Source organism: Pseudomonas sp. B13(2017) (genome assembly GCF_002113245.1).
Taxonomy (GTDB): Bacteria; Pseudomonadota; Gammaproteobacteria; order Pseudomonadales; family Pseudomonadaceae; genus Aquipseudomonas; species Aquipseudomonas putida_Z.
The window spans coordinates 43676-58892 of sequence record NZ_NEJX01000014.1 but is presented as its reverse complement, the minus strand read 5'-3'; the positions used below and the strand labels follow the sequence as shown (position 1 = coordinate 58892).

Here is a 15217-nt window from a genome sequence, read left to right as displayed (position 1 = left end):
GGCATGCCCGCTCCCACAGGTATTGCACTGTTCTCAACGTGTGTGGAGACCGCTGTGGGAGCGGGCGCGCCCGCGAAGCAGCCAAACCATACTCAAGCCGAACGATCAGCCGCCACAGCCGTCATAACCTGAGCCGCTGCCGACACGCAAAGAGGACGCGAAATGACCCAACCCGACCCGTCATACGTCAAATGGCTCGAAGACCGCGCCATGCTCAGGGCCTCACAGCAACGCACCCACCTGTACTCGGGCCAGTCGCGCCTGTGGCAGCAGCCCTACGCCGAAGCCCAGCCCCGCCGCGCCACTGAAATCGCTTCGGTCTGGCTGACCGTCTACCCCGACGCCATCATCGCCCCCGAAGGCTGTTCGGTGCTCGCTGCCCTGGCCCACGAAGCGCTGTGGAAGCGCTTGTCGGAGATCGGCATCCAGGGCCTGCACACCGGCCCGATCAAGTTGTCCGGCGGCATTCGTGGCCGCGAACTCACCCCCAGCGTGGACGGCAACTTCGACCGCATCAGTTTCGACATCGACCCGCTGTACGGGAGCGAACAGGAGCTGATCCAGATGAGCCGCATGGCCGCTGCGCACAACGCCGTGACCATCGACGACCTGATCCCCTCGCATACGGGCAAGGGCGCCGACTTCCGCCTGGCCGAACTGGCCCACGGCCCCTACCCGGGGCTGTACCACATGGTCGAAATCCGCGAGGAAGACTGGCCGCTGCTGCCCGAAGTGCCTGCCGGGCGAGACGCGGTCAACCTGCTGCCGGCCCAGTGCGACGAGCTCAAGGCCCGCCATTACATCGTCGGCCAGCTGCAACGGGTGATCTTCTTCGAACCAGGTGTGAAGGAAACCGACTGGAGCGCCACGCCGCCGGTGACCGGTGTAGATGGCAAGACCCGGCGCTGGGTGTACCTGCACTACTTCAAGGAAGGCCAGCCGTCGCTGAACTGGCTGGACCCGACCTTTGCCGCCCAGCAGATGATCATTGGCGATGCCCTGCACGCCCTGGACTGCCTGGGTGCACGCGGCCTGCGCCTGGATGCCAACGGCTTTCTCGGCGTGGAGACCCGCGCCAGCGGCACTGCCTGGTCGGAAAGCCACCCGCTGTCGATCGTCGGCAACCAGCTGATCGGCGGCATGATCCGCAAGGCCGGCGGTTTCAGCTTCCAGGAACTGAACCTGACCCTCGACGACATCGCGCAGATGTCCAGGGGCGGTGCCGACCTGTCCTACGATTTCATTACCCGGCCGGCCTACCAGCATGCGCTGCTGACCGGTGACACCGAGTTCCTGCGCCTGATGCTCAAGGAGATGCATGCCTTCGGCATCGACCCGGCCTCGCTGATCCATGCCCTGCAGAACCATGACGAGCTGACCGTGGAGCTGGTGCATTTCTGGACCCTGCATGCCCATGACATGTACCTGTACAAAGGCCAGACCTTGCCCGGCGGCATCCTGCGCGAGCACATCCGCGAAGAGATCTACGAACGGCTCTCGGGCGAGCATGCGCCGTACAACCTGCGCTTCGTCACCAATGGCATAGCCTGCACCACGGCCAGCCTGATCGCTGCCGCACTGGGCATCCGCGACCTCGGGCAGATCGGGGTTGCAGAAATCGAGCTGATCCAGAAGTTGCACCTACTGCTGGTCATGTACAACGCCATGCAGCCGGGGGTGGTGGCGCTGTCCGGCTGGGACCTGGTGGGCGCCCTGCCCTTGCCCGCCGAAGCGGTCGCGCAGCGGATGCTGGATGGCGATACCCGCTGGATTCACCGCGGCGGCTACGACCTGGCCGGGCTGGAGCCGCAGGCCCAGACGTCGGTGCGTGGCATGCCCCGTGCCCGAGCGCTGTATGGCAGCCTGGACAGCCAGCTGGAAAATGGCGATTCGTTTGCCTGCAAGGTGAAGAAGCTGCTGGCGGTGCGCCAGGCCTATGGCATCGCCACCAGCCGCCAGGTGCTGGTGCCTGAAGTCAGCAGCCCAGGCTTGCTGGTAATGGTGCATGAACTGCCGGCCGGGCGTGGCATCCAGATCACTGCGCTGAACTTTGGCCAGGAAGTGATTGCCGAGGAGCTGCAACTGACCGGGTTCACGCCGGGGCCGGTGGTGGACATGATCAATGAAACGGTCGAAGGGGATTTGACCGAGGATGGGCGCCTGATGGTGAACCTGGACCCGTATGAGGCGCTGTGCCTGCGGATCGTCAACAGCAGCGGCCATGTCTGAATTGTATTTGCCCCATTGCCTTCGCCGGTGAAGCTCAGAACGGTAGCCACGCGATACCTGTGGGAGCGGGTTCACCCGCGAACACCGGCGCAGCCGGTGCCATCCACCGCGTCGCCTGCTTCGCGGGTAAACCCGCTCCCACAGGGACCCCGCCAGCTGAAGGAGTGCGCCGTACCTGTGGGAGCGGGCGCGCCCGCGAACACCGGCCTAGCCGGTGCCATCCACCGCGTCGCCTGCTTCGCGGGCATGCCCGCTCCCACAGGGTCCCCGTCAGCCGAAGGACTGCACCATACCTGTGGGAGCGGGCGCGCCCGCGAACACCGGCGTAGCCGGTGCCATCCACCGCGCCGCCTGCTTCGCGGGTAAACCCGCTCCCACAGGGACCCCACCAGCTGAAGGAGTGCGCCGTACCTGTGGGAGCGGGCGCGCCCGCGAACACCGGCGTAGCCGGTGCCATCCACCGCGTCGCTTGCTTCGCGGGTAAACCCGCTCCCACAGGGCCCCAACCAACTGAAGGAATGCGCCATACCTGTGGGAGCGGGTTCACCCGCGAACACCGGCGCAGCCGGCGCCATCCACCGCGTCGCCTGCTTCGCGGGCATGCCCGCTCCCACAGGGTGGACCCACCAGCTGAAGGAGTGCGCCATACCTGTGGGTTTCAAGTGTCCAGACAAATGGCCGGCTTGCTTTTACCGCTCCACGGGCATAGCGTTCGGAAGTTTTCTTTTCCGTGCCCAGGAGCAACTCCATGTACACCGGCATCGTCCAGGCCGTCCGCCCTCTGCTTGATGTGACTACCTACCCGGGCCACAACCAGTTCACCATCGACCTCACCCCCGAACTGCTCGACGAGCTGAAGATCGGCGCCAGCGTCAGTGTCGAAGGCACCTGCCTGTCGGTCACCGAAATACACGGCACCCAGGTCAGGTTCGACGCCATGACCGCCACCCTCGAGCGCACCAACCTGCGCAACTTCAAGGCCGGCCAGGGCGTCAACATCGAACGCTCGGCGAAGATGAACGCCGAAGTCGGCGGCCACCTGATGGCCGGCCACATCGCCACCACCGCCGAAATCGTCGAGCTGTCGATCAAGGAAACCGGCGCCTTCATCAGGTTCCGCATGCCACCGGAATGGGGCAAGTACGTGTTCCCGCGCGGCTTCATCGGGGTCAACGGCTGCAGCCTGACCGTAGCCGATGTCGAGGACAATGTGATCACCATCAACCTGATCCCGGAAACCCTGCGCCAGACCACCTTCCCCAGCTACAAGGCCGGCGAGCTGCTCAACATCGAAGTGGACCACCAGACAATGGTGCTGGTCGATGTAGTGGAGCACACCATCAAGAGCACCCTGGCCCGCGAAATGCCTCGCTGAGTTCCCGAGGATGCTGCCCAACACCCTCCCCGCGCGCACAGCCAAGCGGCTGCGCCTGCAGATGCTGCGTGGTCGCGTGGGCCTCGGCCTGGTCGCCGGCCTGTCCGTACTGGCCGGCATGACCGATGCCATCGGCCTGCTGGCGCTGGGCGACTTCGTGTCGTTCATGAGTGGCAACACCACACGCCTGGCCGTCGCCATCAGCGATGGGGACCTGGCCCTGGTGCTGCGCCTGAGTGGTGCGGTGCTGAGCTTCGTCGTCGGCAACGCCCTGGGCGTGCTGCTGGCGCGCGCTTTCCGCCGTCGGGCGTGGCCGGTGCTGCTGGTAGTCGCCGCCCTGCTGGGCTTTGCAGCAGCATGGCCCTTGGCAGCCACCTTTCCAGCGCTGCTCGCTGCCACACTGGCCATGGGCATGATCAATGCCGTGGTCGAGCAGGTGAACGGCCTGCCCATCGGCCTGACCTACGTCACCGGTGCCCTGTCACGCTTCGGTCGTGGGCTGGGGCGCTGGCTGCTGGGCGAGCGGCGCGATGGCTGGCGGGTGCAACTGGTGCCTTGGGCCGGCATGCTGCTGGGCGCCTCGCTGGGTGCCTGGCTGGAGCACCACCTGGGCCTGCAGGCACTGACCGGCAGCTGTGCGCTGGCCTGCGTGCTGGCCCTGGTGTCGCGGTTCATTCCACGGACCTGGCAGCGTGGCTACATGCCACACTGATCACTCGATGCGCGGGTGCTGCTGCACCAGCAACTTGCGCTTGGCCTCCAGTTCGGCAATCTGCGCATCGATGTCCTCGATCCTTTGCTCGATGTTGTCGTGGTGCTCCTGCAGCAGCTCACGCGCTTCCTCGATATCCGATGCTGCCGGTGCCGCGCCGCGCAGCGGTTTGTTGGCGGTTTCCTTCATGGTCAGGCCGGTGACCAGCCCCACGGCGGCGATCACCATCAGGTAATAGGCCGGCATGTACAGGTTGCCAGTACTTTCCACCAGCCAGGCGGCGATGGTCGGGGTGAGGCCGGCGATCAGCACCGAGATATTGAAGGCGCTGGCGAGGGCGCTGTAGCGGATGTGCGTGGGAAACATTGCCGGTAGCGTCGAGGCCATCACGCCGATGAAGAAGTTCAGCATCACGGCAATGATCAGCAGCCCGGCAAAGATCACCCCCAGTACGCCGCTGTTGATGAGCATGAATGCCGGAATGGCCAGCGCAAACAGGCCGACGCTGCCGACGATGATAAACGGTCGACGGCCGAACTTGTCGCTGAGCAGCCCGATCATCGGCTGCACGAACAGCATGCCGACCATGATCGCGATGATGATCAGCACACCATGGTCTTCGCTGTAGTGCAGGTTATGCGACAGGTAGCTGGGCATGTACGTGAGCAGCATGTAGTAAGTCACGTTGGTGGCGATCACCACGCCAATGCAGGTCACCAGGCTGCGCCAGTGTTGGGTGGCCACTTCCCTGAACGACACCTTGGGCCCGGTCGCCAGGCCTTCGCGGTCGCCTTTTTCCAGCTTGTCGACGTGCTGCTGGAAGGCTGGTGTCTCCTCAAGCGCATGACGCAGGTACAGGCCGATGATGCCCAGCGGCAAGGCGAGGAAGAACGGTAGGCGCCAACCCCATTCGAGGAACTTGTCCTCACCCAGCACCGTAGAAATCAACACCACCACACCGGCACCCAACACGAACCCGGCAATCGAGCCGAAGTCCAGCCAGCTGCCGAGAAACCCCCGTTTTCGGTCTGGGGCATATTCGGCGACGAAGATCGACGCACCGGTGTACTCGCCCCCCACCGAGAAGCCCTGGGCCATCTTGGCCAGCAGCAGCAGGATCGGCGCCCAGATACCGATGCTGGCATAGGACGGTATCAGGCCGATGGCGAAGGTGCTGAGCGACATGATCACGATGGTCGCAGCGAGAATTTTCTGCCGCCCGAAGCGGTCACCCAAGGCACCGAAGAACAGCCCGCCCAGAGGCCTGATCAGAAACGGCACCGAGAACGTGGCCAACGCCGCGATCATCTGCACGCTCGGGTCGGCATTGGGGAAGAAAACCTTGCCCAGGGCGTAGGCGACGAAGCCGTAGACGCCGAAGTCGAACCACTCCATGGCATTGCCCAGGGCTGCCGCGGTGATTGCCTTGCGCATCTTGGCGTCGTCGACAATGGTGATGTCCTTCAGGCCGATTGGCTGGAGGCTTTTCTTGCGAGGTTTCATGTCCGTATCCCTGTCGATGAATGCTCTAAGGGATGAGATACAACGGGACACTAAATAATTCAGCGCTTACGGTTTTTTTGTGCTTTTCCTCACCGGTTGCGGCGCAGGCAAAGAAAAGCCGCTGCGATGGCAGCGGCTTGCATGGGCAACGGCTCGCGGTCAGATGCCTTCGCGGGCCAGGTCCATGGCGAAGTAGGTGAGGATCAGGTCGGCACCGGCACGCTTGATCGCGCCAATGCTTTCACGCACCACCCGGCCTTCGTCGATGGCGCCAGCCAGGCCGCCGAACTTGATCATCGCGTACTCGCCGCTCACCTGGTACGCCGCCAGCGGCAGGCGCGAGGCGGCACGGATATCGGCGATCACGTCGAGGTAGGCACCGGCCGGCTTGACCATCAGCACATCCGCCCCTTCCTGCTCGTCGAGCAGCGACTCACGCACGGCTTCGCGGCGGTTCATCGGGTTCATCTGGTAGCTCTTGCGGTCGCCCTTCAGCGCGGTACCACCGGCTTCACGGAACGGGCCATACAGCGACGAGGCGAACTTGGTGGAATAGGCCATGATCGCGGTGTCGTGGAAGCCGGCACCATCCAGCGCGCTGCGGATGGCCTGGACCTGGCCGTCCATCGCCGCCGACGGGGCAATGAAGTCGGCACCGGCAGCAGCGGCGATGACCGCCTGCTTGCCCAGGTTGGCCAGGGTGGCGTCGTTGTCCACGCCGTGGTCGTGCAGCACGCCGCAGTGGCCGTGGCTGGTGTATTCGCAGAAGCAGGTGTCGGACATCACCACCATTTCCGGCACGGTGTCCTTGCAGATACGCGACATGCGCGCGACCAGGCCGTTTTCGTTCCAGGTGTCGCTGCCGACGGCGTCCAGGTTGTGCGAAACGCCAAAGGTCATCACCGACTTGATACCGGCGCGGGCATAGCGCTCGATTTCCTGGGCCAGCAGCTTCTCGGGGATGCGGTTGACGCCCGGCATGCTGGTGATCGGCACGAAGTCATCGATGCCCTCTTCGACGAAGATCGGCAGGATCAGGTCTTCAAGGCGGAACTCGGTTTCCTGGAAGATCGTGCGCAGGGACTCGTTCTGGCGCAGGCGGCGTGGACGAACGGACGGGAATTGGTTGGACATGACAGCTCCAGGGAATTTGAACGGCGTATACCTTATGCCTGTCACGCGCCAGTGAAAAGGCCAGATGACGAGATATTGTCTTGCGTCAAAGGCAATGGCTGCATTTTTCCTGTGCCGGCCTCTTCGCGGGTAAACCCGCTCCCACAAGTACTGCGCGATTCCTGTGGGAGCGGGCGTGCCCGCGAAGAGGCCGGCACAGGCAACACATTACTGTAGCCAGGGCGGCGCAGGTTCCTCCGCCCTGGCCGCCCCATGCTCAGCCTCGGCCCGCGCGGCGCGCCGGCGCGCGTCATCCAGCCGGGCCGCATCGATCTCGCGCATCACCCCGGCCACGTCAGCCGCATGCTCGTCATCCTCGAACAGCCCCGTCAGCGGGCTGTCCGGGCGCAGTTCGCCCGCCTCGTACAAGGCCCACATTTCCTGCGCATACCGGGTGCTTTTCAGCTCCGGCGCAAAGCGCCCGAAATAATGGGCCATGTTGGCCACATCGCGCTGCAGCATGCTGAAGGCATGGTTGTTGGCCGCTGCATCCACCGCCTGCGGCAGGTCGATGATCACCGGCCCGTCCGGGCCAAGCAGCACGTTGAACTCCGACAGGTCGCCATGCACCAGCCCGGCACACAGCATCAGCACGATCTGGCGAATGACGAAGGCATGGAACGCCCGGGCATCCTCGGCCTCGAGGTGCACGTCGTTCAGGCGCGGGGCCGCGTCACCGTCGGCATCGGTCACCAGCTCCATCAACAGCACGCCGTCCTGGAAATCGTAAGGCTTGGGAACCCTCACGCCAGCGCCGGCCAGGCGGAACAGCGCCGCCACTTCGGCGTTCTGCCAAGCGTCTTCGGCTTCCTTGCGGCCGTACTTGCTGCCCTTGGCCATCGCCCGGGCCTGACGGCTGTTGCGAACCTTGCGGCCTTCCTGGTACTCGGCAGCCTGGCGGAAACTGCGCTTGTTGGCTTCTTTATAAACCTTGGCGCAGCGCACCTGGCTGCCACAGCGCACCACATACACGGCGGCTTCCTTGCCACTCATCAACGGCCGCAGTACTTCGTCGACCAGGCCATCTTCGATCAGGGGTTCGATTCTTTTGGGTGTCTTCATCAGGCTGCGTTCGGGGTCCTGGCTGTGATGACGGACATCCTCTCACAGCCTGATGCGACTTGCTCGTCTGTCTTCAGGCCGAACGGCTCAGGCGCCCTGCCCTACGCGGCCAACCACCACCTCGCGCGCCCGACGCCGTGTGACCAGAAGGCCCGAACACACCACCAGCACCGCCAGCACCATGGTCGATACCACTTCCAGGCGGTGGTCCGGGCGGAACAGCATCAGCACCAGCACGCCACTGATGAACAGGATCACGCCCCACGTCAGCCACGGGAACAGCCACATGCGGTAGCCCAGTGTCTTGCCCTGTGCGGTCAGGCGCTGGCGCAGGCGCAGCTGGGAAACGGCGATCACCAGGTACACCAGCAAGGCAATGGCGCCGGAGCTTGCCATGAGGAAGCCGAACACCTTGGCCGGTACCAGGTAGTTGGCGATCACTGCCAGGAAAGCTGCGCCAGTGGACAGCAGCACAGCTATCACGGGGGTGCCGCTGCGGCTGGTCACCTGGGCACAGGCCGGCGCATCACCGCGGCGGCTCAGCGAGTAGACCATGCGCGACGCGGTATACAGCGACGAGTTGAGGCAGCTGGTCACCGACGTAAGCACCACGAAGTCGATGATGGCCTTGGCATTCGGCACGCCCAGGGTGTCCAGTACCGTGACATAGGAACCTTCGGTGGCCAGGCGCGGGTCGGTCCACGGCACCAGCGCGATGACGATGAAGATCGACAGGATATAGAACAGGGTGATTCGCCAGATCACCGAGTTGGTGGCCTTGGAAATATGCTTGCCCGCTTCGTCGGATTCGGCCGCGGCGATGGTCACCACCTCGGCACCGAGGAACGAGAACATGGTAATCAGCATGGCGCTGAGCACCGCACCAAAACCGTTGGGCATGAAGCCGCCGCTATCCCACAGGCGCGACACGCCGCTGACACCAGAGCCTGGCAGCAGGCCGAAGATGGCGCACACCCCCAGCGCGATGAAACTGACGATGGCCACCACCTTCACCAACGCCAGCCAGAACTCGAACTCACCGTAGTTCTTCACGCTGAACAGGTTGGTGGCAGTCAGCAATAGAGTAATCACCAACGACAAGACCCAGATCTCCAGCTGCGGGACCCAGGAATTGATGATGGTGGCGGCGATATTGGCCTCGATGGGGATGATCAGTACCCAGAACCACCAGTACAGCCAGCCGATGGTGTAGCCGGCCCACTTGCCGATGGCGAGGTCGGCATAGGTAGAGAACGAACCGGTGTCCGGCGAGGCAACGGCCATTTCGGCCAGCATGCGCATCACCAGCACCACCAGCGCGCCGGCCAGGATATAGGCCAGGATGGTGGCTGGCCCTGCTTCGGCAATCGCACGGCCGGAGCCGACGAACAGGCCGGCACCGATCACGCCGGCAATGGACAGCATGGTGACATGCCGGGATTTCAATCCATGACTCAAATTGTTCTTGTGGGTTTGCATGGCGCTACCTTTTGTTTTTGTCATGCCCACGCAGGGGCCGCCGGCTTGCACGTCACCGACGCAGGCGCGAAAAAGCCCGCCCTGCCCCAGGTGGTGAGTAGGGCAGTACGGGTTGAGTAAAACGAAACCGCAGAACGTATTACGGGTAGGTCAGCCGGCAGCCCGCTGACGGGGCGCCAGGTCGGCCTTGGGGAAACTGCCGCCCTGGCGGCCGACCTGCTCGCATACCTTGTCGACGATGTAGGCGCCGATCGGGATGGCGGAGGTGGCGGCCGGCGACGGTGCATTGCACACGTTGACGCTGCGAGCGGTGTTGACGAACAGGAAGTCGTCGATCAGCTTGCCGTCACGCGACACGGCCTGGGCTCGCACGCCGGCCGGGTAAGGCGTGAGGTCGGCCTTGGTGATGCTCGGGCAGTACTTCTGGACCTGCTTGAGGTAGCCACCCTTGAACAGCGAGTTCTTCATCTCGATCAGGCCAGGGCGGAAGTTCTTCGCCAGCACCTTGAGGATGCCGGGGGTGGTCAAGGTCTGGAACAGGTCGCCGGGGCTGATATCGCGCTTGCGGTAGCCCTCGCGCTTCATCGCCAGCACGGCGTTGGGGCCAACGGTGACGGTGCCGTCGATCATGCGTGTCAGGTGCACGCCCAGGAACGGCATGGACGGGTCGGGAATCGGGTAGATCAGGTGGTTGACGATCTGGTTGTGCTGCTTGGGCAGCAGGTAGTACTCGCCACGGAACGGGCAAATGACGAATTCGGTACGCAGGCCCAGCATGCTCACCACGCGGTCGGCCATCAGGCCCGAGCAAGTCACCAGGAAACGGCTGCGCAATTCGTCACCCTGCGTGCGCACGACCACTTCGCTGGCCAGCTCCTGCAGGCCGACCACCTCGGCGCCATAGCGGATTTCACCGCCGGCGCGCTGGAACTCGGCGCCCATGGCAGCAGTCACTTCGGCGTAATTGACGATGCCACTGGAGGGCACGAAGATGCCGCCCATGCCAACGATATTGGGCTCGCGCTCGCGCAGTTCGGCCGCCGACAGCCAGTAGCGCTCCAGGCCATTGGCCGCGGTGCGCTCCCACAGCGCCTTCATGCGCTGCATTTCCAGGTCGTTGGTAGCCACCAGCAGCTTGCCGCATTCATCGAAGCGGATACCGTGCTGGGTGCAGAAAGCCTTGGTGGCCTTGTTGCCTTCCAGGCAGAAGCGCGCCTTGAGGCTGCCGGGGGTGTAATACACGCCGGCGTGGATCACGCCGCTGTTGTGGCCGGTCTGGTGGCGGGCCGGGCCGGACTCTTTCTCCAGCAGGAGAATCTTTGCATCCGGGTAGACCTTGATCAGGTGCATGGCCGTGGACATGCCCACAATGCCACCGCCAATGATGATGAAATCGTACACAGCCTTACCTCACACGCAGGCATTGCCTGACTGGCTCACCAAGGCCCGCGCGGGCCCTGGTGGCATCGTTTTGTGCAAAGACGCGTGGGCGGGCGCCCGCCCCACGCCCTGTCATTATTGCCCGCGCTGGTACAGCGGTTTGGGGAAGGCCACATAGCCGCGCTGGCGCATCAGTTCGCGGCGCAGGCCTTCGTGCGGCGTGAAGCGGTCACGGCCATGCAGCCAGAACAGGTTGTTGATCAGCAGGAAGCTACCCACGCCAACCGGTACCGAAAGCTTCTTCTCGCTGCCTTCCAGCGATTCGGACAAGGCGTTCAGCCAGATGCCCTCCTCGTAGTTTTCCGGCTGCACGAACTGGTCGATGTAGCGCATGGTCGGGCGGCCTTCGGCATCGGTGTCGAATACCGAGTGGAATACATCCTCGGACACCTTCTTGCTCGGCGGTGCGGTCCAGCGCATCTCGCGACGGGCCAGCGGGTGGCGGAAGAATTCGTCGCACTGTTCCCAGTCGTCCAGGTGCAGCAGCAGCGAGTTGCCGCCTTCCATGTTCTTTTCGTCGATCTTCAGCATCAGCACGTAGTCGGTGATCTGGTTGACGAAGGTGCCGTCGTTGTGCAGCTCCATGACCCGGTGCGGCTGGCGCAGGTAGCTGTCGGAGTTGTCGGTGTTGACCACCACGAAGCGGGCATAGAACTGGCCGCTCATGGCGTCGTAGTTGGAGCGGCCGATCAGGTGTGCGCAGGCGGTGGTGAACTTGACCATGTCCTCGGCCTGGCTCACGTCATCCAGGCCGACCGGGGTGATCAGCATGCCGCCGCTGGCGCGGTTGAGGATGGTATTGAGCAGTACCGGCCGCAGGGTGCCCTGGCACAGCTCGTCGAGGATCTCGCCAACCCGGAAGCGCAGGAACGACTTGTACTCCAGCGCCTGCACCGGCCACTGGGCAACAGCCTGGACGAACGCTTCGACCGTTTCGCGGGCAAAGGTGAGCTCAAGCAGGCGCGGCGACTGTTTCGAGGGGGCGATGGTGAAACCACGCGGTTCGAGCGGCAGTGGCATCACAAGTTCGTCGATCTGCGTAAAAGCGTTCATGGCAGTGTCCTGGCAGAGAAAGTGAGTGGCGCCGTCCGGTCATGACCTGGATCAGTGCGGGCGAGCTAAAATTATCGCCATAAACGCAAAATGTCTACATTTTTATTTTTCACAGACAAAACACGTGTTTGTCCATTGTTTTTCGCCAGCGAACGCTTTCGGTATGATCGACAAAACCGTTTGAGGAACAGGACCTTGGAAGCGCTCGCCCCCCGACAAAACTCAGCATTCAGCGGGTATGAGAGGCTCAAGAAGGACATCATCCGCGGCGTGTTCAAGCCCGGAGAAAAGCTGCTGATGAGCACCCTGAAGGAACGCTACGACCTGGGCGTGGGCCCGCTGCGCGAAGCACTGTCGCAGCTGGTGGCCGAGCATCTGGTCAACGCGATCAGCCAGAAGGGCTACCGTGTGGCGCCCATGTCGCTGGACGAGATGAACGACATCTACGATGCCCGCGCCAACCTGGAGGCGATGATCATCACCCTGGCCATCGAACGTGGCGACGACGCCTGGGAGGCGTCGGTACTGGCCCACTCGCATACCCTGGCCAAGGTGGTGGAAGTGAAGACCCGCGAGCAACGCCTGGATGTATGGGACGAACGGCACAAGGCGTTCCACACGGCCATTGCCTCAGGCTGCGGCTCCAAGCACCTGCTGCAGGCGCGCACCTATCTGTTCGATCAGGCCGAGCGCTACCGGCATCTGTGGCTGACCCAGACGGTGTTTTCCGAACAGGCCCTGGAGCTCAAGCGCCAGGAGCATGCGGCATTGGTCGAGGTGATTCTGGCCCGGGACGCCAAGCGCGCCAGCGCCATGATGCGTTCGCACCTGATGACTCCGGTGCCGATCATTGCGCAGATCATGCATGCCGAGGGTATCGGCGCACGCTAGAGGGTTGCTTTGTACCTTTCAGGGCCCTATCGCCGGCAAGCCAGCTCCCACAGGTACTGCGCTGCCTTCGGGGCCTGTGGGGTCTCTGTGGGAGCTGGCTTGCCGGCGATAGGGCCAGTGCAGGCAAAACGCGCCAGATGAATTTTTCTTAAATCGCCGTTTGGCTATTCTTTGGCACAATCAAGTCTCCATTAGATGCCCGGGAACCAGCATGCCTCGCGTACTGACCATCGAAGACGACGCCGTCACCGGCCAGGAAATCGTCGCCGAACTTACCAGCCACGGCCTTGAGGTGGATTGGGCCGACAATGGCCGTGAAGGCCTGGCCAAGGCCATTGCCGGCGGCTACGACCTGATTACCCTGGACCGCATGCTGCCCGAGGTCGATGGCCTGACCATCGTCACCACCCTGCGCAGCCTCAAGATCGCCACGCCGATCCTGATGATCAGCGCCCTCTCCGACGTCGACGAGCGAGTGCGCGGCCTGCGTGCCGGGGGTGACGACTACCTGACCAAACCGTTCGCCTCCGACGAGATGGCCGCGCGCGTCGAAGTGCTGCTGCGCCGCAACAGCGTGCCCATGACCCAGACCCGCCTGCAGGTCGCCGACTTGCAACTGGACCTGATCAGCCACGAAGCCCGCCGTGGCGAACAGACCCTCAACCTGCTGCCCACCGAGTACAAACTGCTGGAATACCTGATGCGCCATAGCGGCCAGGTGATCACGCGGATGATGATTTTCGAGGAAGTCTGGGGCTACCACTTCGACCCGGGCACCAACTTGATCGATGTGCACATCGGCCGCCTGCGCAAGAAAATCGACTCACCCGGCCAATCGCCGCTGATCCGTACGGTACGGGGCTCCGGCTATGCCATTGCTGAACCCGTCTAAGGGCTGGAGCTCCTCGACCAGCCGTCTGCTGGCGCTGTACAGCTTTCTGTTCGTGGCCTGGAGCAGCATCCTCATGGGGGTGCTGTACTTCGAGGTGTCCAGCTACCTGAACAAACTCACCCGCCATTCGATGCTGCAGCGCCAGCACCTGTTCGCGCACATGAGCGGCAAACAGCTGGACGACGCCCTGGTCGCCAGCCAGGCCTTCGAAGAGCGCAGCTTCGACGCCTACGGCCTGTTCGACAACCAGCTCAACCCGATCGGCGGGCGCATTCGCGCCATCCCGCCAGAGCTGGGGCTGGACGGCAAGGTTCACGAACTCAAGCGCTGCCTGGACGCCGACGACCCACACATGCCGCGTGACAGCTGCGACGCGGTGGCGATCAAGGTGCAGGATGGCCGCTGGCTGGTGCTGGTGCGCGACAACGGCTCGCTGTTCGTGGTCACCCGGATCATCCTGCATGCCCTGCTCTGGGGGATCTCGCTGACCCTGATCCCAGGCTTTGCCGGCTGGTACCTGCTCAGGCGCCGCCCGCTCAAGCGCATTCGCGCGATCCAGGCCCAGGCCGAACTGATCGTCGCCGGTGACCTTACCCACCGCCTGCCGCTGTCGGCCCGGCGTGACGAGCTGGACATGCTGGCGGCCATCGTCAATGCCATGCTCGACCGCATCGAGCGGCTGATGCACGAGGTCAAGGGCGTGTGCGACAACATCGCCCACGACCTGCGCACCCCGCTCACGCGCCTGCGCGCCCAGCTGTACCGCATTCGCCAGCAAAGTGACGTCGACTCCACCCAAGCCGAGGCACTGGACCAGGCCATCGGCGAAACCGACACCCTGATGGCGCGCTTTCGCGGTTTGTTGCGTATCAGCGAACTGGAAGACCGCCAGCGGCGGGCCGGTTTCGTCCAGCTTGACCCGCACGAACTGCTGGTGGAGTTGCACGACTTCTACCTGCCGCTGGCCGAAGACGTCGGCATCCGCCTGGAACTGCAGCAGCCAGCCGAACTGCCGGCATTGCACGGTGACCGCGAACTGCTGTTCGAGGCACTGGCCAATCTGGTGGGTAACGGCATCAAGTTCACGCCCGAGGGTGGGCTGGTGCGGATTACTGCGACGCAGGACGACAAAGGGCTGTACCTGGCCATCGAGGACAGCGGGCCGGGTATTCCGGAAGAGGAACGGGCGGCAGTGCTGAAGCGCTTCTACCGTAGCGATGAAGGCCACCGCCATGCGGGGTTCGGGCTGGGGTTGTCGATCGTTGCGGCGATCGTCGACCTGCATGGGTTCGGGCTGGAGGTGGGGGAAAGCGAGCTGGGTGGGGCGAGGCTGGTACTGCACTGCCCGCTCGCCGGGCTAGCCAAATAGAAGCTGGGGCCGCTATGCGGCCCATCGCCGGCAAGCCAG

Annotated in this window: 12 protein-coding genes; 6 read left to right on the top strand and 6 right to left on the bottom strand. The window is 63.8% G+C overall.

Features of this window, described 5'->3' with window-relative positions:
* Positions 1-162: 162 nt before the first annotated feature.
* The 3 genes from treS to CAG44_RS18230 all read left to right on the top strand — a co-directional run bounded on the left by treS (position 163) and on the right by CAG44_RS18230 (position 4316).
* Positions 163-2229, top strand: coding sequence for a maltose alpha-D-glucosyltransferase (gene treS / locus CAG44_RS18245; protein ID WP_085591194.1), 2067 nt, complete (start codon positions 163-165; stop codon positions 2227-2229).
* A gap of 748 nt (positions 2230-2977) precedes the next feature.
* Entirely contained in the window at positions 2978-3604 is a 627-nt protein-coding gene (locus tag CAG44_RS18235; protein ID WP_085692691.1) for a riboflavin synthase subunit alpha, read from the top strand.
* A 10-nt stretch (positions 3605-3614) separates the two neighbouring features.
* On the top strand, positions 3615-4316 hold the full coding sequence (locus CAG44_RS18230; RefSeq protein WP_085692690.1) for a YoaK family protein: 702 nt from the start codon (positions 3615-3617) through the stop codon (positions 4314-4316).
* On the opposite strand, the gene proP is transcribed toward CAG44_RS18230, so the two are convergent.
* The 6 genes from proP to glaH all read right to left on the bottom strand — a co-directional run bounded on the left by proP (position 4317) and on the right by glaH (position 12026).
* Positions 4317-5819, bottom strand: coding sequence for a glycine betaine/L-proline transporter ProP (gene proP / locus CAG44_RS18225; RefSeq protein WP_085591202.1), 1503 nt, complete (start codon positions 5817-5819; stop codon positions 4317-4319).
* A 159-nt stretch (positions 5820-5978) separates the two neighbouring features.
* Positions 5979-6953 (bottom strand): porphobilinogen synthase, encoded by a 975-nt coding sequence (hemB, locus tag CAG44_RS18220; RefSeq protein ID WP_013972900.1) that lies wholly within the window; start codon positions 6951-6953, stop codon positions 5979-5981.
* 207 nt (positions 6954-7160) lie between these two features.
* Positions 7161-8054 carry a PA4780 family RIO1-like protein kinase gene (locus CAG44_RS18215; RefSeq protein ID WP_025338950.1) on the bottom strand — a complete coding sequence of 298 codons (894 nt, stop codon included), beginning with the start codon at positions 8052-8054 and terminating at the stop codon, positions 7161-7163.
* A gap of 87 nt (positions 8055-8141) precedes the next feature.
* The gene (gabP, locus tag CAG44_RS18210; protein ID WP_085692689.1) at positions 8142-9533 is read right to left on the bottom strand and encodes a GABA permease; all 1392 of its coding nucleotides are present in this window, start codon (positions 9531-9533) and stop codon (positions 8142-8144) included.
* A 150-nt stretch (positions 9534-9683) separates the two neighbouring features.
* On the bottom strand, positions 9684-10934 hold the full coding sequence (lhgO, locus tag CAG44_RS18205; RefSeq protein ID WP_085692688.1) for an L-2-hydroxyglutarate oxidase: 1251 nt from the start codon (positions 10932-10934) through the stop codon (positions 9684-9686).
* Positions 10935-11048: 114 nt separating this feature from the next.
* Positions 11049-12026, bottom strand: a complete 978-nt coding sequence (gene glaH, locus CAG44_RS18200; protein WP_075045100.1) for a glutarate dioxygenase GlaH — start codon at positions 12024-12026, stop codon at positions 11049-11051.
* A 195-nt stretch (positions 12027-12221) separates the two neighbouring features.
* On the opposite strand from glaH, the gene csiR reads away from it, so the two are divergent.
* The 3 genes from csiR (at position 12222) to CAG44_RS18185 (ending at position 15178) form a co-directional block, all read left to right on the top strand.
* A complete protein-coding gene (gene csiR / locus CAG44_RS18195; RefSeq protein WP_015270630.1) occupies positions 12222-12917 on the top strand; it encodes a DNA-binding transcriptional regulator CsiR in 696 nt (231 codons plus the stop codon).
* A gap of 211 nt (positions 12918-13128) precedes the next feature.
* Positions 13129-13809, top strand: a complete 681-nt coding sequence (locus tag CAG44_RS18190; protein WP_025338946.1) for a response regulator transcription factor — start codon at positions 13129-13131, stop codon at positions 13807-13809.
* The gene (locus CAG44_RS18185; RefSeq protein WP_085692687.1) at positions 13787-15178 is read left to right on the top strand and encodes a HAMP domain-containing sensor histidine kinase; all 1392 of its coding nucleotides are present in this window, start codon (positions 13787-13789) and stop codon (positions 15176-15178) included. The genes CAG44_RS18190 and CAG44_RS18185 overlap by 23 nt, the downstream gene beginning before the upstream one ends.
* The last annotated feature ends 39 nt before the right edge of the window (positions 15179-15217 follow it).

Coding starts and splice junctions, on each gene's coding strand:
- gabP (WP_085692689.1), bottom strand. CDS start 9,533: ATGCAAACCCACAAGAACAATTTGAGTCATGGATTGAAATCCCGGCAT.
- CAG44_RS18235 (WP_085692691.1), top strand. CDS start 2,978: ATGTACACCGGCATCGTCCAGGCCGTCCGCCCTCTGCTTGATGTGACT.
- CAG44_RS18230 (WP_085692690.1), top strand. CDS start 3,615: ATGCTGCCCAACACCCTCCCCGCGCGCACAGCCAAGCGGCTGCGCCTG.
- CAG44_RS18190 (WP_025338946.1), top strand. CDS start 13,129: ATGCCTCGCGTACTGACCATCGAAGACGACGCCGTCACCGGCCAGGAA.
- glaH (WP_075045100.1), bottom strand. CDS start 12,026: ATGAACGCTTTTACGCAGATCGACGAACTTGTGATGCCACTGCCGCTC.
- treS (WP_085591194.1), top strand. CDS start 163: ATGACCCAACCCGACCCGTCATACGTCAAATGGCTCGAAGACCGCGCC.
- CAG44_RS18185 (WP_085692687.1), top strand. CDS start 13,787: ATGCCATTGCTGAACCCGTCTAAGGGCTGGAGCTCCTCGACCAGCCGT.
- proP (WP_085591202.1), bottom strand. CDS start 5,819: ATGAAACCTCGCAAGAAAAGCCTCCAGCCAATCGGCCTGAAGGACATC.
- hemB (WP_013972900.1), bottom strand. CDS start 6,953: ATGTCCAACCAATTCCCGTCCGTTCGTCCACGCCGCCTGCGCCAGAAC.
- CAG44_RS18215 (WP_025338950.1), bottom strand. CDS start 8,054: ATGAAGACACCCAAAAGAATCGAACCCCTGATCGAAGATGGCCTGGTC.